Below are 20,330 nucleotides of genomic sequence, written 5' to 3'. Positions count from 1 at the left end.
TCTGAAAAAATAGTATAAATACCAAGCTGAATAATATAGATTTTACTATATTTACGGTCAAACACCAGAATTCAGAACACGCCTCAGTCAATAAAATTAGACAATAGACACCTAAGCTGAAATTCGTAAAACTGAAAAATTACATACCAAAAAGGCAAAAGAAAATATGCTAGTTCTTAAGATATCAGCACAAATTTCATTTCAATATTAATGAATATACTAGTTGCTGTTGGTTTTCCCTTTTGCTTTTCCTTGGTTGTCTGATAAATGTTTGCTGCTTCCAATCAATTACTATGGTCTATGATTGGCTTACTCCTGACAATGGGTGGTACCTTCTTAGAAGTTTATGGCATCACCTTACCTTGGACTTGGAGTCAGCACGGAATTCAGACTTTTTCTTTAGGTGTCACTTTTCAAATTGGCGCAGTATTGTTGGTGGGTTGTTTAGGAGGCAAAAATGCAGGTGCCCTCTCGCAAATTGCCTATTTAGTCATGGGGTTAACCTTATTACCAGTATTTGCCGATGGCGGCGGTATTGGTTATGTCAAGCTGTCTCAGTTTGGCTATCTACTAGGCTTTATTCCTGGAGCTTGGATTTGTGGCTTAGTTGCTTTTAAAGCGAGACCTCGACTAGAAACTCTTGCCTTTAGTTGTGTCTGTGGCTTATTAACTCTCCACCTATGCGGTATTACTTATTTAATTATTAGCTATTTTTTTCAGTGGAAAGGCACAGAAAATCTAACTTTGATACAAGCAATCCTTAGATATTCCTGGTTTGCACTACCAGGTCAACTAACCGTGGTCTGTGCAGTTACTGTAATAGCATATATATTGCGTCACTTAATGTTTTATTAGTTCATTGCCTTTCGTCCTTTGTCATTTGTCAAAAGCTCATGACCAATGACCAATGACTAATGACCAACGACCAACGACCAATGACTAATTCGCCATGCATTTAAAAAATCGTCTTTTCTGGATCGCTGCCTTCATTGCTTTTTTCTTAGACCAAATAACAAAGTACTGGGTAGTACAAAGCTTTAGCTTGGGACAGACACTACCACTCTTACCTGGTATCTTTCACTTTACGTATGTCACTAACACTGGTGCAGCTTTTAGTCTGTTGAGTGGGAAAGTAGAGTGGTTGCGCTGGCTATCTTTAGGAGTGAGTTTAGTATTGATAGCATTGGCGTTACTTGGCCCAACATTAAATTTGTGGGATCAGTTAGGCTATGGCTTGATTTTAGGTGGAGCTATGGGCAACGGTATCGACCGTTTTGTTTTAGGCTATGTCGTTGATTTTCTTGATTTTCGCTTGATTAACTTTGCTGTATTTAATGTGGCAGATTCATTTATTAGTATCGGTATTGTTTGCCTGTTAATTGCTTCCTTGCAAAAAACACCGACTTCAACTGGCAGATCCCATTAAACTATTAAGCCTGGGATGATTAATCCCAGGCTATTGACTTAGTGAAACCTTTGCTCAGTCTTATATGCGAAGACTTTACTTATAAGGTTTTTATCAATTTTTATTTGTCACCTAACACCAGTTATGCAAACTGGTGCAAGAGTTCACGAAAGATGCACCGACGATCGCTGATGGCAAACCATTATTTAGATTATGCCCCAGCTTTAAATTTAGTTACCTGTCGTAGGAGTTTTTGGTGAACTAGAGCCGGGAGTACTGGGAGAGCTACCGGGTTCGAGGCTGCTACCAGGAGTGCCAGGAGTGCCAGGTTGTTCTGGTGTAGTTGAGCTACCTGGTTCGGTAGTGCTGCCAGGAGTAGTAGGTGCGCTTTCAGGAGTGGTTGGGGTTCCTGATGGTGGAGTTAAGTTGCTAGGTGCGCCTTCAGGAGTGGTTGAGCTTCCTGGTGGAGTTAAGTTGCTAGGTGCGCCTTCAGGAGTGGTTGGAGTAACGCTTCCTGGTGGTGGAGTTAAGTTGCTAGGTGCGCCAGGTGCCGATGGGGTTGTGCTTCCTGGTGCTGGAGTGGTTTCGGGAGTACCAGATCCAGAAGGAGTGCTTCCTGGTGCAGTTGTGCTGTCAGGAGTGGTGGTGCTATCAGGCGTTGTTGTTTCTGCTGGTGTTGTTTCTGCTGGTACTGTAGTGCTACCAGGAGCGCTAGGGGTGAGTGCTGTACCGCCGGGACAACGTGAATTAAGTGGAAAATTCTGGCACAGAATTTTCTTACCTTCTGGTGACAGCTTGATTTCCGCTGGTGCACTAGTGGAGTCGGTACTAGATTGGGCTATGGGGGATTTACTGGATTCGGCTACAGCAATATTAGTGGTAAGTGCCAAAGATAAAGCTGTACCAATCAAGCTCAGAGATTTTCCCATCATTTCTGAAATTAACCTCAACAGAACACTCGCCCCATTAAAGCAGATAACCAAGATTTAGAAAATCCTCCTAAATGAAGATATTTAGGTTTGTTTCAAAATATGTGGATATGTAAAATTGGTAACAATTAAATTCAGTTGTTTATTACTAGCTGGTGTTTAAAAATACAAAATAAAAAATTATACTTATAGTTATTGAAGGTTTAATACTAGCCTAGATTAAGCTTATGAAAATACATAAACAGTATTTACTTCTATGAAGAAGTGATTAAAATTATAAGTAATTTAATAGTTTGAATATAAATTTAAGTATAAATTAAATCAAAAAGTCCCGTAGAGCTAATTTATGCTTTGGCTTATGAGTAAAATGATGAAAGACTAACATCTAAAATTGATTGTAATTCGCCCGATTCTTCATTAAAAACTGTGATGTGAATAGCCGATGAGTTCTCCCCAACCCCCTCACAAGCCACAAACGTTACTAGGTCAACTGACTCAAGCAGTACATACGATTCAAGCTAGGGTCGATTTTTCAAAATTGGCGCTCAAGCCTAATGCCAAAGTACCGGAACTTTGGGTGCAGGATGCGGGGGCGGATAAAGCAGAGGTATATCCACTGTTGGGCGATCGCTATATTCTCGGTCGTAGCTCGAAATCCAGCGATATCGTTATCCGTAACCCTGTTGTCAGCCAAATTCACCTCTCATTATCGCGGAATTCTACTCAGCGCACACCAGTTTTCACGATCAAAGACGAAAACTCCACCAATGGCATTTATCGTGGGAAACGTCGTGTTAGTTCTCTAGAACTGCGTCACGGCGATATTCTGACTCTGGGACCCCCAGAACTAGCGGCTTCTGTACGGTTGCAATATGTCGATCCACCAGCATGGTATGTCAAAGCTGCAAGTTGGACAGCTTATGGTGTTGGTGGTGTCAGTGCCCTGTTAACGCTGGTGATTGGCGTCGAATGGCTGAAATTTTCAGTCAGACCTCTACCGACAGCGACACGCGCCCCAGTAGTTGTTTACGCCCGTGATGGAGCCACTCCCCTGAGAGAACCTCGGACAATCTCTCATGTGGACATGAAGCGATTAGAGGAATTTGGCCCTTATTTGCCTGCTGCGGTAGTGGCTTCAGAAGATAGTCGTTATTACTGGCACTTTGGGGTTGATCCTCTGGGGATTTTACGAGCTGTGTTGATTAATAGTCGCACCGGGGATGTGCAACAAGGAGCCAGCACTGTTACCCAGCAAGTTGCCCGCAGTTTGTTCCGCGAGTATGTAGGTAGACAAGATACCCTTGGCCGAAAATTGCGGGAGGCAGTTGTCGCCCTAAAACTCGAAACATTTTACAGCAAAGATGATATTTTGCTGATGTATTTAAATCGGGTTTTTTTGGGAGGAGATACCTCTGGCTTTGAGGATGCAGCCCGATATTACTTTGAAAAGCCGGCTAAAGAATTAACTTTGGCAGAAGCAGCAACATTGGTAGGAATTTTACCAGCACCCAACGCCTTCGATTTTTGTGGGGATGGGCCAAATAAGCTAGAAGCAGCTGAATACCGAAATCGCGTAATTAAGCGGTTGCTGGAGATGGGCAAAATTAAAGCAGAGGATGCGAACCGAGCTAGACGTTCCACTGTTCAAATTAGTCCTAAAGTCTGCGAACAGCAAGCGAAAACGATCGCACCTTATTTTTACAGTTACGTCTTCTCTGAACTCGAATCAATTTTGGGGGAGGGAGCTGCAAGAGAGGGAAACTATATCATTGAAACCAAGCTCGACCCAACCATACAGAGACAAGCAGAAGCAGCGTTGAATAATTCGGTGAACAACTCTGGTAGAACTTTTAATTTTTCTCAAGGAGCATTAGTCACTCTTGACTCTAGTACAGGCAGTATCCTGGCAATGGTAGGCGGGACTGATTACAAAAAAAGTCAGTTCAATCGTGCTGTTCAAGCTAAAAGACAGCCAGGTTCCACCTTTAAAATTTTTGCTTACACCGCCGCGATTCAACAGGGAATTCCAGAATCAAAAAGTTATTCTTGCGCCCCTTTAACTTGGCAAGGCTTTACTTATAAACCCTGTCGTGCTGGTGCTGACACTAGTTTAGATATTGCCACCGGACTGGCGCTTTCAGAGAATCCCATCGCCTTGCGAGTTGCCAGAGAAATCGGGCTGGATAAAGTCGTGGCAATGGCACAGCGTTTGGGGATAAAATCAAACCTCGATCCGGTTCCCGGTTTGGTACTGGGTCAAAGCGTAGTCAATGTTTTGGAAATGACTGGTGCTTTTGGCGCTATTGGCAATCGCGGTGTGTCAAATCCTCCCCATGCCATTAACCGAATTTTAGACAGTGGTGATTGCAGCGATCGCAATGATATCAAAACCTGTCGCGTAATCTACTCCTTCGACCAAGATCCAGGTGCCAACAAACGAGTGTTGACAACTAATGTCGCCGATGAAATGACTAGTTTGATGCGTGGTGTAATCGCCAGAGGTACTGGTCGTAGTGCTGCCATTGGATTAGGGGAAGCTGGTAAAACTGGCACGACTGATAAAAACGTTGACTTATGGTTTATTGGTTTTATCCCCAGTCAGCGACTTGTAACTGGCGTTTGGCTGGGAAACGACAATAATTCCCCGACATCTGGCAGCAGTGCTCAAGCAGCTCAATTATGGGGAAATTATATGCGGAGAATTACACGGTAATTGGGCATTGGGTATGGGGCATTAAGAATTGGGAACTATCGATCGATAAATGATCGATGGACTTTTGTGAGAAGACCTGATTTTGAGGACTTAGAAGTTTATCAACTTGCCCAAAAGCTAGCTAATGAAATTTGGCGTATTGCTAAAGGATGGGAAAAGTTTACTAAAAATACACTGGGCAAACAAATTGTTCGGTCTGCTGATAGTATTTGTGCGAACATCGCAGAAGGTAGAGGCAGGTACAACGATCAAGATAATCGGCGTTTTGTCAAGATTGCGAGAGGGTCTATTGTATGAAACTATCAGTTGGTTGAGTTAGCCTACGCCAGACAGTTATTGACAAATGAACAGGTAAAGAGTAAAACCAATTCTTGATGAACTATTACCCAAGCTCACATGCTTACCTAAAAACCAAAGGAAATAGGGAATAGCAACTTAATTCTCTTGCCCCATGCCCCATGCCCAATTACTGATATCCCTTCCAAGGAGTGACTTCAAGCTTACCGTTAGGCTTGAATATCACTTGGAAATGGGCTAGAGGTTCTTTGTTATTGGGAGCAGCTACATTAGAACCATAAATGTCGTTAAACATCTTAGGAAGAGGTGTTTCTCGGAAATAATCAAAGGCGACTTGATTAAGTGGTTCATAGTCAGCAATTACACCATCTTTGTTGACCGCTACCCGATATTTCAAATCTCGCGTAAAGGTGGGAGTGCCACTCCAGTTTTGACGAACTGTATTATAAAGCTTTTGATTTAAACCTTTAGTGATATTAGAGTCAGTAATTTTTGCACCGACTACCTCTGGTGTCTTAGCATATCCTCGCCAAGGGCTAACTTGCAGCACACCATTTGTAGTAAACACTATTCGGAATTGAGCGATTGGTTCATTAGAAATGGGAGCGCGGTTAGCAGGATTATAAAGTAGGTTAGGCAGAGGAGTTTGCCCGACTTCTTGATTGGCCTCTTTATTCACCGCTTTATAACCAACGATCGCTCCATCCGCAGCTACACCCAAACGATAGATCAAATCCTGTTGCAATCCTGAACGCTTAGTCCAAGCTGGATGAACTTGGTTATACACTTGACGATTCAATGCACGCAACTGGGATGGATCGGTAATTTCTGGAACTGTATTTAAAAGTGCTTCTAAATCTTTAACTACTGGCTTTTCATTGGCTGTGGGTGGTGTCGTCGGTGTTGCAGCCTCGATGGGTGTTGCAGCCGCTGATGCTGGAGGATTAAGGTTCTTTGTTGTAGAGCTAGTTTGCTCATCTGGCTTAGGCTGCGGTGGACGAATTTGGGGAGGTGGAATCAAGTTAAATGCGATCGCTGCTACTGCTAAACTTGATACTCCTATAGCCGCAGGAACAGCCTGCTTGATTACAGCCTGACTGGCACCGCCATAGCGTCTAGTAACTGGTTGTAGTTCTAAGGATAATTCTGGTAAAGTCTGAGTATCAGCAAAAAACTGATCCACTGCTTCTACCAAATCAAACAACTGTACCGTATTCAAATCTATTTCAATCGGCGGACGTTTAGAATTATTAGAGCGATCGAACCCCTCTGGAGCATTCTCTGAATGTATGATTAACCTGTGGCGGTTGCCGTCAATTTTTTGAAACTCTACTAGCTCCGATTCCTGGTTGTGTGCTTGTGGATTGGGTACAGTACTCAGAAATTCTTGGGCGTAACCACTAACAGCCCTCACCAAACTTTCAAAAAATTCTCGCCCTCCGGTTAGGGGTTGATTGTAACCAGATAAATAGCATTCTGCATTTACCAATATTGATAATTCTGGGCGCATTTCCTGAAACTGTGCAGCCCTAGTGACATCACTTAACCCTTCTAAAAGAAGAGTACAATTAGGTAGACTGTACTTACGTTGAATATTCATTCCACTTCACCGTCAAAAAGACTAATCCAGAACCGCTGCATTCCAGCAGTACCAGTACAAAATAGTAATTGTCCTAACAAATTTATTGCTAGCGCATCTAATTTTTCATCAGAAGTTAATGCTAGTACACCAGAGCGTCGAGCATTCATCCGGCTTTTAAAATGCGCTCTAAACCGCTCTAAATAATTAGATAGCCGCAAATTCTGTTCTAATGGAATCTGTTTTTCTTCCATTTGTTGACATATCATTAATAACTGACGGATGACAACAGTTAAACGCCGTGCTATATAGCAAGCAATGACCACCAAAGCTTTTGCTTCCATAATAGTTAAAGGACGGCGTATGTGCGCTCTTCGTAGCGGGTTAGAGCTACGCATCCGCCATAAATTCACCCTGTCTTTAACAATTCCTTTAAGATCCAACTCTTGAGCAAAAGCCAGGATTGCTTCCGAACCACCAAGTTCTAAAGCTTCAATTGCCAGTAAAATCAGGTCAATTTGCAGCCTGGTTCTCCGAGGACACGTTTTGGAAGCGATCGCAGGATCTGGTAAAGTGTCCAGAATCATCGGCAGTGAATCTTGGGTTGGACTGTTGAACGGCGTTAAACTTGCTGAAACATTCATTCTATAAATACCTTGTGCGGTTCCAACAGACTAGATAAAACAAATTTAAGATCGGTAGCCAAGACTTGAGCCTTAGACTTGTGGCAGTAGCATGACTACCTGATATATACATTACTTAACTCTTTCTACTCAAAGTTTTCCCTATATTGAAATCAAAATTTTAAAACATAACTAAATTCACCTCATTTCTTAGTGAAATACCTTTTATAGCTTGGTTTAGATTCTAATTATCGTCAATGAAGAGCGAAGCTTCAGCCTTTATCCCTACTTGACCCCCAGCGTATGACATTATAGTGTACGATTTTTCAGGTATCTGAAATTGGGCATTAAGCACTTGTACTGAGCGACTCGTGCCGAGCAAAGCCGAGGTAAGTCGAAGTATTGGGCATTGGGTATTGCTGATTAATTTTTCTACCTCATTTCCCATGCCCCATTCCCCATTCCCTACTCCTTTATTCCCCATTTTATGGATTTAAAGTCTCTCGTTCGTAACATTCCAGATTTCCCGAAACCCGGAATTTTATTTCGGGATATTACTACGTTACTGCGCGATCCAGAGGGACTGCGCTACACTATTGACTTTTTAGCACAAAAATGCGATGAAGCTGGAATAACAGTTGATTATGTCATTGGTATGGAGTCGAGAGGATTCATTTTTGGTTCGCCTCTGGCTTATAAATTAGGAGCTGGTTTTATTCCCATCCGCAAAAAAGGGAAGTTACCAGCAGCCGTTCACTCAATTGAATATCAACTAGAGTATGGTACAGATTGCCTAGAAGTGCATCAAGACGCTTTACACCAAGGTAGCCGAGTTTTGATTGTCGACGACTTGATTGCCACAGGTGGGACAGCGAGTGCCACAGCTAAATTGGTGCAGAAAATTGGCTGCGAACTAGTAGGATTTGGGTTTATTATCGAGCTACGGGATTTACAAGGGCGTACACATTTACCGGACGTGCCGATTATCTCTTTAATTGAATATTAGTCATTAATCATTGGTCATTAGTCATTAGTCAGTAGAAAAACAACAGACAAAGGACAGATGACAAAGGACAAATGACAAATGACAAAAGACAAAGGACAAAATATAAATGACATCTACGAAAATTTCCTTGGAGACCGGTCGGGATTGGCTAATCAGGCTAGTCACGAGCGAAACTTTTGTTTATGTGGCAAAGCGACTATTGCAGGCACTGCTAACCTTGTTGTTGGCGTCAGCGTTGTCGTTTTTCATCATTCAACTCGCTCCCGGTGATTATGTAGATACGCTGCGGCAAAATCCGAAGATATCTCCTGAAAGAATTGAAGAAATCAAACGGCAGTTTGGTCTAGATAAGTCTTGGCCAGAGCAATTTGGGCTGTGGCTATGGCGAATCTTAACCAAAGGAGATTTTGGCACGAGTTTTATTTATCAACGTTCAGTGGCATCGCTGTTGTGGGAACGAGTACCAGCGACTTTGCTATTAGCGATCGCATCTCTAATTGTCACATGGGCGATCGCCATCCCTTTAGGGATCTTTGCCGCTGTCAAACAAAATAGACCAGCAGACCGGATTTTACAAGTGATTAGTTACGCAGGACAAGGCTTTCCTAGTTTCATCACTGCCTTAGCGCTGCTGGTTTTAGCCCAAATCACCTCACCATTTTTTCCAGTGGGTAGCATGACTAGCATCAATCACTCAGAACTATCGTGGTTTGGCAGAATCTTAGATATCGGCTGGCACATGATTTTACCCACCATCGCACTCTCAATTACGAGTTTTGCGGGTTTGCAACGCATCACTCGCGGCGAATTATTAGATGTCCTGCGTCAAGATTACATCCAAACGGCTCGTGCCAAAGGTTTACCAGAAAACCGCGTCATCTATGTTCATGCACTCCGCAACGCTATAAATCCCTTAATTACTTTATTAGGTTTTGAATTAGCTGGTTTATTAAATGGTGCCTTCATCGCCGAATTTTTCTTCAACTGGCCTGGTTTAGGGAGATTGGCTTTACAGGCTTTACAAGCTCAAGATTTATATTTATTAATGGCAAGCTTGGTTATGGGCGCAGTACTTCTGATTGTTGGCAATTTAATCGCCGACTTGATGCTCAAAGCAGCCGATCCACGCATTCGCCTAGAAAATCTTAATTAACGTGAGTTCGACAAGCCCTTTTTTGACCTCTACCAACCCCTCTTGGACACGGAGAGGGAAGCCAAAACCCTAATTTCTCTTTGCTCCTCCCTTTCCCCGTGGGAGAGGGAGGTTGGGAGGGAGAGGTACATCGAACTCACGTTTAATTAGCAGCAATTATAAAATTCAAAAAATCAAAACTTATTGGGCGTTTTCCAAAATCCTGCCAACTATAAAACAACAAAGAAATAGCCAGAGTGCGGATGTTGTTCAAGAAAGTGTTGCTTATTCCTCATCCTAGAATTTGGCTACTCTCAGTTTCAAGCTATTTCTGTACGCTGCAAAAAATTGTGAATTGCTGTTTAACTAATTATTTTACTAAGATTTAGACTTAGGTTTTCTAAGCGGGCGGCGGGAATCGAACCCGCATTAATAGCTTGGAAGGCTATAGTTTTACCACTAAACTACGCCCGCAATTTTCCAACTCTATAAACTTAACACAGCTTTTGCCAAAATTCAAGTATTTAGTTGGAATTGGCGGGTTGCATTTTGATCCTGACATACAAATTGCTCAATTCTGGTTTTGTGCCATCGTTATTGTGGGCAGCAAGAAAGTTTTCTGTTTTGAAAACTTCCCTCAATACTTGCTCGTATGTACTTTTTTCACTTTGCAGTTTTGCTGGTTCTATTTCTAGAACTACAGCCTGTTGAAAGTTGCCATTCTGATCGATTATCAAGCTAGCCAAAAGTTGTGCTGGTTCGAGTTTTGAATTCTGGATAAGAAAACTTGGGTCTAATTGTTTTGTGTTGCTTCCCTTGTATAAAGCGATAACATCGGGTAAAGCATCTTGTCGGAATCCTTTTGATTGTATCAAGCTAATCACTTCATCTCTAGATAAGGGAGCTACTATTGCTACCGATGCTCCTCCAGTCGAAGTTGCGGGAGTTTCTCTAGTTGAAGTCGCTGGAGTTTCTCTAGTCGAAGTTGCTGGAGTTTCTCTAGTCGAAGTCGCTGGAGTTTCTCTAGTCGAAGTTGCTGGAGTTTCTCTATTTTCAGGTTCTAAAACTGGTCGATTTGATGGAATACCTGTTGGTAGTTGCGTTCCCTTTCCCAGTTTAATTTCTTGACGACGCTTCCAAGGTAAATTACCGATTGGAACTGTAGGTGTCGGCGTGGCTTTAGCTATAGGTTTCGGTGTGGCTTTAGGTGTAGGTTTTGGTGTCGGTGTTGGTGTGGCCTTAGCTATAGGTTTCGGTGTGGCTTTAGGTGTAGGTTTCGGTGTCGATGTGGCTTTAGCTATAGGTTTCGGTGTTGGCGTGGGGACTATCTGCTGTCTAGAAGGTTCGCTATTAGGTTGAGAGGCGTAAATTCGGCTCTTTTTCTGGAAATTTTCAGGAGGATTTATTGCGCCAATCTCTTCATTTTTAGGCGTAGTTCGTGCTGTTTGTGATGAACGTGCTGGTACAGACTTTTGAGTAGAGGATAGTGGCTTTGACGAAACTATTTTGGCTGTTGATTTTGATTTGATTATTGATTTTGTTTTAGGAGCAATTTCTATCAATTCGATGGGAACAGCAGATTGATTTTGCTGGGGAAACCACAGACTAAATGCATTAGATGAGCGCATCAGCCAGAACACCAGCAAGTGCAGAGAGACTGAACTGACAACGACAAAAATCCACAAACCTGGTGGATCGGTGTGTCGTCTCCAGACCTTGGCTGGAATTGGAGTTTTGTCTGCAACCGATGGTGTCATATTATATAAACTGGATATGATTATGCACTTTTACTCATTGGTAATGCTTTAAAATACCAGTCTAAATTTTAGCGATTAACCATTACCTCTGGTGAAACAGCAAAAGTCAAAACTGTTTCATCTACTCCTTTAAGTTCTAGCGGACTCCCTTTAGTAATTTCTCCTTCCTGCAAATAATCTGCTACGGCAGCAGAAACTAGAATCGTACCGGGAATAGCGGCAGCTTGCAACCTTGCGGCAATATTGACACTTGGGCCAATAGCAGTATAATCGGCGCGTTCAGCGCTACCAAACATCCCCACAACAGCAGTACCTTGGTGAATACCACACCGGAACTGTACGCTATTAAGTTTGTCGCTATCGAATACACCTTGCTCTCGCCAGCGCTGGTTCAAGTCAGCCAGTGAGTGGTGCATTGCTCTTGCTGTATTAATGGCACGACGCACTTGTTCGTTAGGGGTTAGTTCTTCCGGCGCTCCATATAAAGCTAAAATAGCATCTCCCATAAATTTATCTACAGTGCCGCCATTGCTAAAGACAACTTTGGTCATTGCTTCTAAATATTCATTTAGCAGCTCTGCAACTCGTCGGGATCTGAGAGTATTTGCTAGCTGTGTAAAACCCACAATGTCGCTAAACAAAACTGTAATTAAGCGTGGTTCTGGGCGCAAATCTAACGTTAAATCTCCGGTTGCGGCTTTTTGCACCAATACAGCAGGCAAAAAGCGCTTTAGCACTGATTCTGTTAGATAAGTATTTAACTCCACAATTCGCCGTTCATTTTCTTTCAACGCTAAAAGATTGCGAACTTCCGCCAAAAGTTCCCGATCGTTGAATGGTTTTGCTAAATAAGCGTCCGCGCCATGTTCTGTACCTTCAATGCGGGTTTCTTCATCTACTTTTGCTGTCAGCAGAATGATTGGTGTTCCTTTCAACGTCTCCTCATTGCGGATCATCTGAATCATCTCAAGTCCGCTCACTAACGGCATCATTAAGTCAGTCACAATCAAGCTGGGTAGAATTTCCTTCGCTCTACTGTGCCCTTCATGACCGTTACGAGCTGTCTGTACATGATAGCCATTACGGCGGAAAATTTCAGATACATAGGTTCGCAAATCGGGGTTGTCATCTACAACTAAAATTGAGTGCTGAGTCTCATGTGCTGAGTCTTGAGTATCAACACTGGGAGAGAGGTTTATTGTAATATCTTCAATATTGTCTGTTGTTGACTCTACTAGTTCTAAATCAGCTAATTCTACGCTAGCGCGGTTTGTATTCAGTTCGGTAGGCGTTTCTAGTACTTGCTGTGCAGGTAAATGAGCATTTCCAGTCACCAGCCATAAACTAAAAGTAGTACCTTCACCATAAACTGATTCTACAGTGACTTGACCGCCATGTAATTCTACTAATTCTTTAACTAAAGCTAAACCCAAACCACTGCCTTCATAGGAGCGGTTTGCTGAACCTTCAGCTTGGCGAAAGCGCTCAAATAGGTGGGGAATTTGTTCTTTAACAATACCAATTCCAGTATCCTGCACTTGTAATATGCAGCGATCGCGCTCAGATTTTAGCCTGACACCGATCGTGCCACCTTCGGGAGTAAACTTCATGGCATTTGACAAGAGATTGTAAACCACCTTGTCAAATTTTTCCATGTCCAAGTACACTGTCGAACATTCATCTAACTGGGTGACGAGATGCAGTCTCTTTTTCTCACAGTAGGGACGAAAAGATTCCACTATTTGGCTGACAAATTCGACTAAATCGCAGGGATGGAAGCTAGGCTGCATTCTCCCCGCATTCAGGCGTTGTAAATCCAAGAGTTGATTTACCAGTCGCAGGAGGCGGCGGGAGTTACGCAGGGCGATCGCACTTTGAGAGTAAGATAATCCCTCACCAGCCGCTACTGCCGACTCTAAAGGCCCTTGAATCAAGGTAATCGGTGTGCGGAACTCATGGGAAATATTTTGAAAAAATTCAGTTTTTTGTTTGTCTAATTCCAGTAAGCGTTCAGCTTGTTGGCGAGTTTTTTGATACAAATGTGACTGCTGCACAGCGATCGCGGCTTGTGCTGCCACTGCTTTCGCCAAATCGATATCAGATGGCAACCATTGGCGTACTTTTTTACCTTCGTGCAAAGTAATACTACCGATACATTTACCATCAGCCAATAATGGCACAAACATTAGCGATCGCGCTGGCATTTTTAAAGGTAAATCAAAACCCCGCATATCTAAAGGAGAATGGCTTACATTACCAATTACCACAGGTTCATGTGTCTGTAGCATTTGTTGGAGGATGGGATTTTCCTGAATCGATGCTTGAGAATAGGGTAATCGCTGGTTTGATAAGTGATGATTGCTACTTGAATTATTATCTGGGGCTGACGCTCTTAAATTTTCTAGATATTGAAAACTATCATACAAACCCACACATTCAACAAACTTATCTTCCTCTGTCCACAAAGACAAGACGCACCCATCAACTTGTAAAGCTTGTCCCAATTGTTGGGTAATAGCCGCAAAAATATCTTGAGGATCTAAGCTAGAGCGAATCGCGCTAGTAATTGTATTAATCAAGCTCTCTCGCTTGGCAAGGGCACGTACTTGTTCGTAAGCATAAGCTTGAGACAAAGCCAAGGCTGCCTGATCTGCTACCATCAAAACTAACTGCACCTCATCATCGCTCCAGAAGCGAGGAACAGAACACTGGTGCAGTGCTAGTACTGCCATCAGTTCTTGTTGGCAGATCAATGGCACAACTAAACTAGAACAAATGTTAGCAGCAGCAAAAGCTTGCGCCCGCAGACGCAGTTCGGGAGTGTTACCGTGAATGCGCTCATCATCAATCACATCGTGAATCACTTGAACTTCGCGGGTTTCCCACACTGTCTGAGCTAAAAGAGGGAGAGGAGTTGCAGAGGATATAGCGGGTAGAGGGGAAAGACTTACTGCCACTTCTTTTTTGCTCTCCTGCACCTCTGTCTCTTCAGAAAGAGGCTTCTGATAAATAAACCCTTTATCCGCCAACTGCTCATCTTGGAAGGGACGTAGCAGACAAACATCCACCTCCAACATGTGACCCACTGTGTCTACAATTGCTTGCAAAATTTGTCTGTAGTCTAAAGCACTGCGAATCGTATTGGTAACAGTATTCAGCAGCGATTCTTGACGAAGTGTGCGGGTAAGTTCGCGGGTTCTAGCTTTGAGGACATTGTGGGTATCCAAAGCTTGGCGTACCACTGCTTTGAGTTCCTCCGCCTCCCACGGTTTAGTGACATACTTAAATACCTTACCAGCGTTGATTGCTTCCACCAAGTCTTCGACATCGGTGTAGCCAGTTAAAATTATCCGAATAATATCTGGATATTGAGTTGCTGTCAGGCTCAAAAATTCTGTACCGCTCATCATTGGCATCCGCTGATCGGAGATGATCACCGCGATCTCTCCTTCTTGAGCCAGCAGATCGAGGGCCGCAGGGCCAGAGGTTGCCCTTAGCACCTTATAATCACGATAAAAAGTGCGGTAAAGCAAGTCAAGGTTGTCTGGTTCATCATCGACAACCAAAATTTTAGGCTTACTGTTTGCTTGGGATTTCATGCACCGCTTTCCTGCTGCAACGGCAGTCGGATAAAGAATAATCTGATCAGGTAAGGATTTTTCTGAGTCAGGTAAGAGCAGAGCATTTCGACCAATAGGGCTGTTTGGCTACATGACTGCTGAGTGTGGGAGCGTTTACTCACAGTAATTCGTCTCAATTGCTTGTGCCGATTACCGTTTGGGTTGGTGCAGGGTAATTGCTTTCATTGTCAGTTTTAGTGTTATAGAGTCGACGCTTGCTTGCCAAATCTTTTTTCACCTCCTGTGAGCAATGTCTGATAATACATACAGCGCTCATAGCCAGCAGAAAAATCCAGATAAAGCTGCATATTAAGTTTTCCCTCCACAGTTGTTGTAATAACACTTGCAGGTAAATTTTATTTATGGTAGTCATGGTAGAGTCAGCAAAATTAAAACAATAAGATTTAAAGCCAAAGTATACTATTAGACAAATACCTCTTTCTAATTTAGCAATCAGAACTATCATTAAGACAAGTGGTAGTGGTTGGGGAGTTAGAGATTAGGGATTAGGGAACCTTACAGATTCTTGTCACAGTAACTGTACAGCTTACTTCTAGGACTTAGTAGTAAAGTAGTATCAGTGTGCGGTAACTGCAAAAAACAAGTTCAGTACTGTAACCAAGGGTAGTTTGAAACCAGAGTTTGCCAATAGTGTACTTACTTAACAATTTTGGAGATGCTGCTTACAGATAAGTTATGCTATTCCTCTGCCCACTCGCTGAAAGCTCTATCACTTTAGAGATGTTTTTGTGGTAATCAGTTTGAGATTCTGCTTACCTAAAAGAAGGTATGCAATGAATATACTGAGTTTAAATAGATTTATGAAGTTGTAACTCCTAAGCTCGACTTCATCCAAAATTAAGAACTCGGTTTTCTTTATCCGGCAAAAATCCTGGCTTTTTGGCAAATACTTTTCCACGTCACAGATTATCAATGAAGTTAAAAAAGTAAAACTACCGTCCCACAAAGGTTTTAGCGATTGCGATCGCGTTGAAAAAAAATGGATAAAGTCGAGCTAATACTCTTTCAAAAATGCGGATTATAAAACTCCAAACTAAAATGTAAAATTTATTTAATCTACAAGAAAAAGCGAATTAGCAATATTGGTTCAGTTAAATCTCCTCGGCAACTCTATAAGTTCTGATTTAGTTTAAATCTTGTTTTAGGATATTTGAGAAAATTTTTGTTGAATAAAATCAATACTAAACTAGCCTTGAAATATCGGTTTTTTCACCCATACCACCAACAGCCAATCAATCCAGCTTCCTGCCAATTCCAAATTCGTACAGCTACACCTGCTGATTTGATTGGTGTTGCCCAAATTATTACTGAAAGCTTTCATTCCCACAACGGTATATGGGGATGGGCTTTTCCGTTGCTACGTCTGGGTATTTACGAAGACTTAAGGCATCGGATGGCATCACCTGCACCCCGTCATCTGTGCTTAGTTGCCCTTGAAGCTACTACTGGTGAGGCTAATAACTTAGTAGGGAGTGTGGAAATGGGTGTACGCTACAGTAGTGATTCATGGAGCGAGGTTGGTGTAGGTTTTCCTTACTTATCTAATTTAGCGGTTCACCCAAAATACCGTAGACATGGTGTGGCTTCAGGATTACTTACTAGCTGTGAAAAAGTCTCTCGCGAGTGGGGATTTCAAGACTTATATCTCCATGTTTTAGAAAATAACCATCAAGCACGACAGCTTTATTTCAAGCTGGGATATCGAGTGCATAAAGTCGAATCTAATTGGAATACATTTCTTCTAAGACGCTCAAGCCAGATGTTATTGCACAAGCACCTGAGTGCTGATTCCATTCTCTGAGTTTTATTTTGGCAATTGTCAAGTTTTGTATTCCATTCCAATTAATTCAATAAATCTGTAACTCATAGCGGTAATCAAACACAAACTAAGCTAAACCACGTCTACCTTTAGAACTATAATTATTTTGACTCAGAGAAAGCTCAAAACTCAAGCCAGGAGTAGATAATATACTCTTTTTAAGAACTCTAGGTTTTCAAATGAACGGGGTTTAATTAGAAATTTAGCCAATATTATCTAAATATCCAGATAAATCCGCTTTGATTTCCAAGATTTACTTGATTTAGCAGGCAAGAGCTAACGATAAAGAAGGCTCTTTGAGTTATACTAAGTTTTTTCACGCAATCAAATAGGAGTCTTATTAAATCAAAACTCAAAGATGTTTGTTAATTTACAAAGCGAGTAAAAAGCTTTTGATAATTTTTTATCAAAAGAATATTTGATTTTAACTTGATTACGAAAAATGCCCTCGTCGCTATAAACAAATTATCTTTTTGGTAAATATTTTTAATATTAAAAAATGTTAACTTTCACGTTTGGGATTTATGCTTAACAAATTTTTTCAAGCATTCGATATAGATGAAAATGGACTATAATGGGAACATAACGCAAAATCGCGTTGAAAGAAATCATTGCTTCCTCATAATAACTTTGTAATTCATATATTCATCTTTATAAAAACTTTAAGAAAACATTAGTATGGTTTACAGACAAATCTAGTTATATCTCATAAAATATAATCACTCAATTACTGAAACAACGCCTATATATTGCTATTTTTAGTTAGATTGACAGAAAGGTCTTGATAATAAAAAAATTCAAAAACTTGATTTGATATAACAGCTAGTTCTGTTTTGAAGTGCATACTACAACAACATTCATTAAAAGTTTAAAAAACATGGATAGCGAACAGCATCGACGCTATCAGACCTCTATGGTATCAACTTATTACCCTGAAACTACTTTCCTTGACTCTGTTGTCATGTCAGACGGAACTGAGCAATCGCAAGGCTCGGATATCCTTACACGTTTGCACAGTGGAGAAGTTTTCATCGTCAATAGTCGTAGGCGAAATGGATTAATACTCTTTAAACGCTACCATGCAGAGTTTGCTGGGCCTGGGGCTGCTGTGGGTGGGGATTACGATTGTGATTGCCAAAGGGCACTGCCCATAGGTAATCTTTCTTTATTAACTCCTGAATCTAACGAAGAACGCCAGAAGGCTTACTTGATTAGACGACAGTGGATTCGATTGATCAAACAAATTACAGAAAATCCACTGCCTGGGCAGCGAGTCCAGAAGATTCTCGATCAATTTGAACAATACTTTCCACCAGAAATAGTGGCTCTTTTGCCGGATGTTGCTTTTGCTCTTTTAGTAGGTGTGCTGCCACAAACAGTTGGAGTAGTACGCCGTTTGGGCAGTGAGGTAAATAGCAGGTTTAATTACTGAGTAAATTGCTAAGATGACAAATTTGCCAAAGCAGCTTTTACTCGATTGACGGTGCGGGCGTTTTCTTCTATCGTTCCGACAGTAATTCGTAATCCTCCGCTAATGTGCCGTACAAGAGTGCCGAGTGTTCTAAGTTTCTGGTGGAAAGTTTTTAAAGCAGCTTCTTGTGAATTAAAGCCATTTGGTTTAAGACGCAGGTAAATAAAGTTGGCAGCACTTGGAGTAATTTGTAGTTTTGGTTGCTGGGATAAAATTTCGATGAGTTTAGCTCGTTCACTCAAGGTCTGGGGAATTGATTCCAGCAAGAGTGTACGATTTTGTAAACCAACTAAGGCAGCTGCTATGGAAAAACTGGGGAGATTGTAGGGTAAGCGAACTTTTTCTAAAATGGCGATCGCTTCGGGATGGGCAACGCAATAACCAATACGGAGAGATGCCAATCGGAAAGCTTTAGAAAAAGTGCGTAATATTACCCAATTAGGATGCTGTGCTAATTCACCTACTAGGGTAGTTTGACTGAATTCAAAGTAAGCTTCATCAATTACTACTAAAATATGGTGTGGCAAGCTTCTTAACCACGCTAACTCTGCCTCAGTTAAGCTGTTAGCAGTCGGCGAATTGGGATGGACTACGAAAACTACGCGAATGGGAGGATTTTGAGTTTGTTCGATCGCCGACTGTGCAGCGCTGATGTCAATTTCAAAATTTGTTTCATTTCTCCCCACCGCCACCACAGGAATGCCCAAAGTTTGCGCCAAAATTCCGTACATTGAGAAAGTAGGATTGGCGACAAGAATTGACCCTTCTCCTCTTAGACAAGTGGCGATTAATAAAGAGCGGATTAGTTCATCTGAACCATTACCAACAGAAATATTGGCAGCAGTAAATAACGATGATGAGAGGTCGGCTGACTGATTAACGTACTGTGCGATCGCATTCTTAAGTGTTTCATGTCCGCCATCAGGATAACGATTTGTTTCAATTACTTGCTGATAAGTCCACGCTAGCTTTTCTTTTAACTCAGGTGGTAAATCGTAGGGGCTTTCATTTGTATCTAACCGATCGAACTGTGTGGCGACAGAATTGGCTGTATCGCTGCTAGGATGAGGTTTATAGGCACTGAATTGGGCTAAATCTGACCGAATGAAGGGAAGCATAGTTTTAGTCATTAGTCATTGGTCATTAGTCATTGGTCATTAGTAACTAACAAAGGACAAATGACTAAGGACATTATTTATGTGTGAGTCTAATATTTTACAACTTCAAGGTAATTGGCAAAAGAGGCGAATTGCCTGCCAAATTTCTTCCATAACATTACCCAAGGCGTGGTCACTGTCTAGTTCGATTAACTGCACCCAAGGACGGGAACGCGCAAAGTCACGACTAGCTTCGACAGGAATGACTTCATCCTTTTTGCCGTGCAAAATTAGCGTGGGGATAGGATGTTGCAAAAGTTTTTCTTGGTATTGGGCAGCATCTATGACGAAATCGTAATTTAAGGAAAGCGATCGCTGCTCTCCATAGTGGTAGACCATAATATATTTTTCTTGCTGCCAACGCTGTACTTCTTCATCTCCTAGCTTGGGCAACCAATGAGATAAAAACCCAAAAGCTGGTGCTAGCAAAACTAAGCGTTGCACTTGCAAATTTTTTTGTCCCAAGTGGGCAGCGGTCAAACCACCCAAACTTGAGCCAATGAGTGTTACTGGTGTAGAATCATTGCTGAATTCTGCGGCAACTTGCGCGAGCTGACGAGTGATTGTTAATTGGGAAAAATCGCCAGCATTGAGATCGGGAATTTTCAGCCTTGTCTGAATTTGGGTAAAGCGATCGCCTATATCCCGCGCTTTGGCAGATTTAGGACTAGAAGCAAATCCGTGAAGATATATGTAGTCCAAGATTGTTAATAGTTAGGAGTTAGGAGTGAGAAGTTATAAATTTTAAGTTTTAAGTTATCAGTTTATTTTTTCAACTCACAACTCGTAACTCATAACTAT

At 41.9% G+C, this 20,330-nt stretch carries 15 protein-coding genes and 1 tRNA gene; 9 read left to right on the top strand and 7 right to left on the bottom strand.

The window, feature by feature from the left end; all coding sequences use genetic code 11:
• Window positions 1-267 precede the first annotated feature (267 nt).
• The 5 genes from NSTC731_RS03870 to NSTC731_RS03850 all read left to right on the top strand — a co-directional run bounded on the left by NSTC731_RS03870 (window position 268) and on the right by NSTC731_RS03850 (window position 5,344).
• The gene (locus tag NSTC731_RS03870) at window positions 268-855 is read left to right on the top strand and encodes a biotin transporter BioY (RefSeq protein WP_445629703.1); all 588 of its coding nucleotides are present in this window, start codon (window positions 268-270) and stop codon (window positions 853-855) included.
• A gap of 94 nt (window positions 856-949) precedes the next feature.
• Window positions 950-1,426, top strand: coding sequence for a signal peptidase II (lspA, locus tag NSTC731_RS03865; RefSeq protein WP_445629702.1), 477 nt, complete (start codon window positions 950-952; stop codon window positions 1,424-1,426).
• Between the two features lie 300 nt (window positions 1,427-1,726).
• Window positions 1,727-2,395 (top strand): hypothetical protein, encoded by a 669-nt coding sequence (locus NSTC731_RS03860; protein ID WP_445629701.1) that lies wholly within the window; start codon window positions 1,727-1,729, stop codon window positions 2,393-2,395.
• Window positions 2,396-2,776: 381 nt separating this feature from the next.
• Window positions 2,777-5,047 carry a transglycosylase domain-containing protein gene (locus NSTC731_RS03855; RefSeq protein WP_445629700.1) on the top strand — a complete coding sequence of 757 codons (2,271 nt, stop codon included), beginning with the start codon at window positions 2,777-2,779 and terminating at the stop codon, window positions 5,045-5,047.
• 66 nt (window positions 5,048-5,113) lie between these two features.
• Window positions 5,114-5,344: a four helix bundle protein gene (locus NSTC731_RS03850; protein ID WP_445629699.1), complete on the top strand. Its 231-nt coding sequence runs from the start codon at window positions 5,114-5,116 to the stop codon at window positions 5,342-5,344.
• Window positions 5,345-5,513: 169 nt separating this feature from the next.
• On the opposite strand, the gene NSTC731_RS03845 is transcribed toward NSTC731_RS03850, so the two are convergent.
• Both NSTC731_RS03845 and NSTC731_RS03840 read right to left on the bottom strand, forming a co-directional pair.
• A complete protein-coding gene (locus NSTC731_RS03845) occupies window positions 5,514-6,944 on the bottom strand; it encodes a DUF4335 domain-containing protein (protein WP_445629698.1) in 1,431 nt (476 codons plus the stop codon).
• Window positions 6,941-7,567 carry a DUF3038 domain-containing protein gene (locus NSTC731_RS03840; protein ID WP_322675299.1) on the bottom strand — a complete coding sequence of 209 codons (627 nt, stop codon included), beginning with the start codon at window positions 7,565-7,567 and terminating at the stop codon, window positions 6,941-6,943. Before NSTC731_RS03840 ends, NSTC731_RS03845 begins: the two co-directional genes overlap by 4 nt.
• 466 nt (window positions 7,568-8,033) lie before the next feature.
• Between NSTC731_RS03840 and NSTC731_RS03835 the strand changes: the two genes are divergently transcribed.
• On the top strand, window positions 8,034-8,552 hold the full coding sequence (locus NSTC731_RS03835) for an adenine phosphoribosyltransferase (RefSeq protein ID WP_322694165.1): 519 nt from the start codon (window positions 8,034-8,036) through the stop codon (window positions 8,550-8,552).
• A 106-nt stretch (window positions 8,553-8,658) separates the two neighbouring features.
• On the top strand, window positions 8,659-9,705 hold the full coding sequence (locus tag NSTC731_RS03830) for an ABC transporter permease (RefSeq protein WP_322675301.1): 1,047 nt from the start codon (window positions 8,659-8,661) through the stop codon (window positions 9,703-9,705).
• 382 nt (window positions 9,706-10,087) lie between these two features.
• Here NSTC731_RS03830 and NSTC731_RS03825 read toward each other — a convergent pair.
• The 3 genes from NSTC731_RS03825 to NSTC731_RS03815 all read right to left on the bottom strand — a co-directional run bounded on the left by NSTC731_RS03825 (window position 10,088) and on the right by NSTC731_RS03815 (window position 15,040).
• Window positions 10,088-10,158: transfer RNA gene (locus NSTC731_RS03825), tRNA-Gly, on the bottom strand.
• A 50-nt stretch (window positions 10,159-10,208) separates the two neighbouring features.
• Window positions 10,209-11,441 carry a hypothetical protein gene (locus NSTC731_RS03820; protein ID WP_445629697.1) on the bottom strand — a complete coding sequence of 411 codons (1,233 nt, stop codon included), beginning with the start codon at window positions 11,439-11,441 and terminating at the stop codon, window positions 10,209-10,211.
• Window positions 11,442-11,509: 68 nt separating this feature from the next.
• Window positions 11,510-15,040, bottom strand: coding sequence for a response regulator (locus tag NSTC731_RS03815; protein WP_445629696.1), 3,531 nt, complete (start codon window positions 15,038-15,040; stop codon window positions 11,510-11,512).
• Window positions 15,041-16,247: 1,207 nt separating this feature from the next.
• On the opposite strand from NSTC731_RS03815, the gene NSTC731_RS03810 reads away from it, so the two are divergent.
• Both NSTC731_RS03810 and NSTC731_RS03805 read left to right on the top strand, forming a co-directional pair.
• A complete protein-coding gene (locus NSTC731_RS03810) occupies window positions 16,248-16,883 on the top strand; it encodes a GNAT family N-acetyltransferase (protein WP_445629695.1) in 636 nt (211 codons plus the stop codon).
• A gap of 895 nt (window positions 16,884-17,778) precedes the next feature.
• Window positions 17,779-18,333: a hypothetical protein gene (locus NSTC731_RS03805; protein ID WP_194043947.1), complete on the top strand. Its 555-nt coding sequence runs from the start codon at window positions 17,779-17,781 to the stop codon at window positions 18,331-18,333.
• Between the two features lie 8 nt (window positions 18,334-18,341).
• Here NSTC731_RS03805 and NSTC731_RS03800 read toward each other — a convergent pair whose 3' ends face one another.
• Entirely contained in the window at window positions 18,342-19,490 is a 1,149-nt protein-coding gene (locus NSTC731_RS03800) for a histidinol-phosphate transaminase (protein ID WP_445632010.1), read from the bottom strand.
• A gap of 105 nt (window positions 19,491-19,595) precedes the next feature.
• Window positions 19,596-20,234 (bottom strand): YqiA/YcfP family alpha/beta fold hydrolase, encoded by a 639-nt coding sequence (locus NSTC731_RS03795; protein ID WP_445632009.1) that lies wholly within the window; start codon window positions 20,232-20,234, stop codon window positions 19,596-19,598.
• Between the last annotated feature and the right edge of the window lie 96 nt (window positions 20,235-20,330).

It is taken from the genome of Nostoc sp. DSM 114167, from assembly GCF_052692655.1.
This window is presented reverse-complemented; position numbering and strand designations above follow the sequence as displayed.

Bases quoted from the DNA above. Each gene is read 5' to 3' on its own strand.
- lspA (WP_445629702.1), top strand. From the start codon at position 950: ATGCATTTAAAAAATCGTCTTTTCTGGATCGCTGCCTTCATTGCTTTT.
- NSTC731_RS03840 (WP_322675299.1), bottom strand. From the start codon at position 7,567: ATGAATGTTTCAGCAAGTTTAACGCCGTTCAACAGTCCAACCCAAGAT.
- NSTC731_RS03815 (WP_445629696.1), bottom strand. From the start codon at position 15,040: ATGAAATCCCAAGCAAACAGTAAGCCTAAAATTTTGGTTGTCGATGAT.
- NSTC731_RS03855 (WP_445629700.1), top strand. From the start codon at position 2,777: ATGAGTTCTCCCCAACCCCCTCACAAGCCACAAACGTTACTAGGTCAA.
- NSTC731_RS03830 (WP_322675301.1), top strand. From the start codon at position 8,659: ATGACATCTACGAAAATTTCCTTGGAGACCGGTCGGGATTGGCTAATC.
- NSTC731_RS03870 (WP_445629703.1), top strand. From the start codon at position 268: ATGTTTGCTGCTTCCAATCAATTACTATGGTCTATGATTGGCTTACTC.
- NSTC731_RS03845 (WP_445629698.1), bottom strand. From the start codon at position 6,944: ATGAATATTCAACGTAAGTACAGTCTACCTAATTGTACTCTTCTTTTA.
- NSTC731_RS03820 (WP_445629697.1), bottom strand. From the start codon at position 11,441: ATGACACCATCGGTTGCAGACAAAACTCCAATTCCAGCCAAGGTCTGG.
- NSTC731_RS03800 (WP_445632010.1), bottom strand. From the start codon at position 19,490: ATGCTTCCCTTCATTCGGTCAGATTTAGCCCAATTCAGTGCCTATAAA.
- NSTC731_RS03835 (WP_322694165.1), top strand. From the start codon at position 8,034: ATGGATTTAAAGTCTCTCGTTCGTAACATTCCAGATTTCCCGAAACCC.
- NSTC731_RS03805 (WP_194043947.1), top strand. From the start codon at position 17,779: ATGGATAGCGAACAGCATCGACGCTATCAGACCTCTATGGTATCAACT.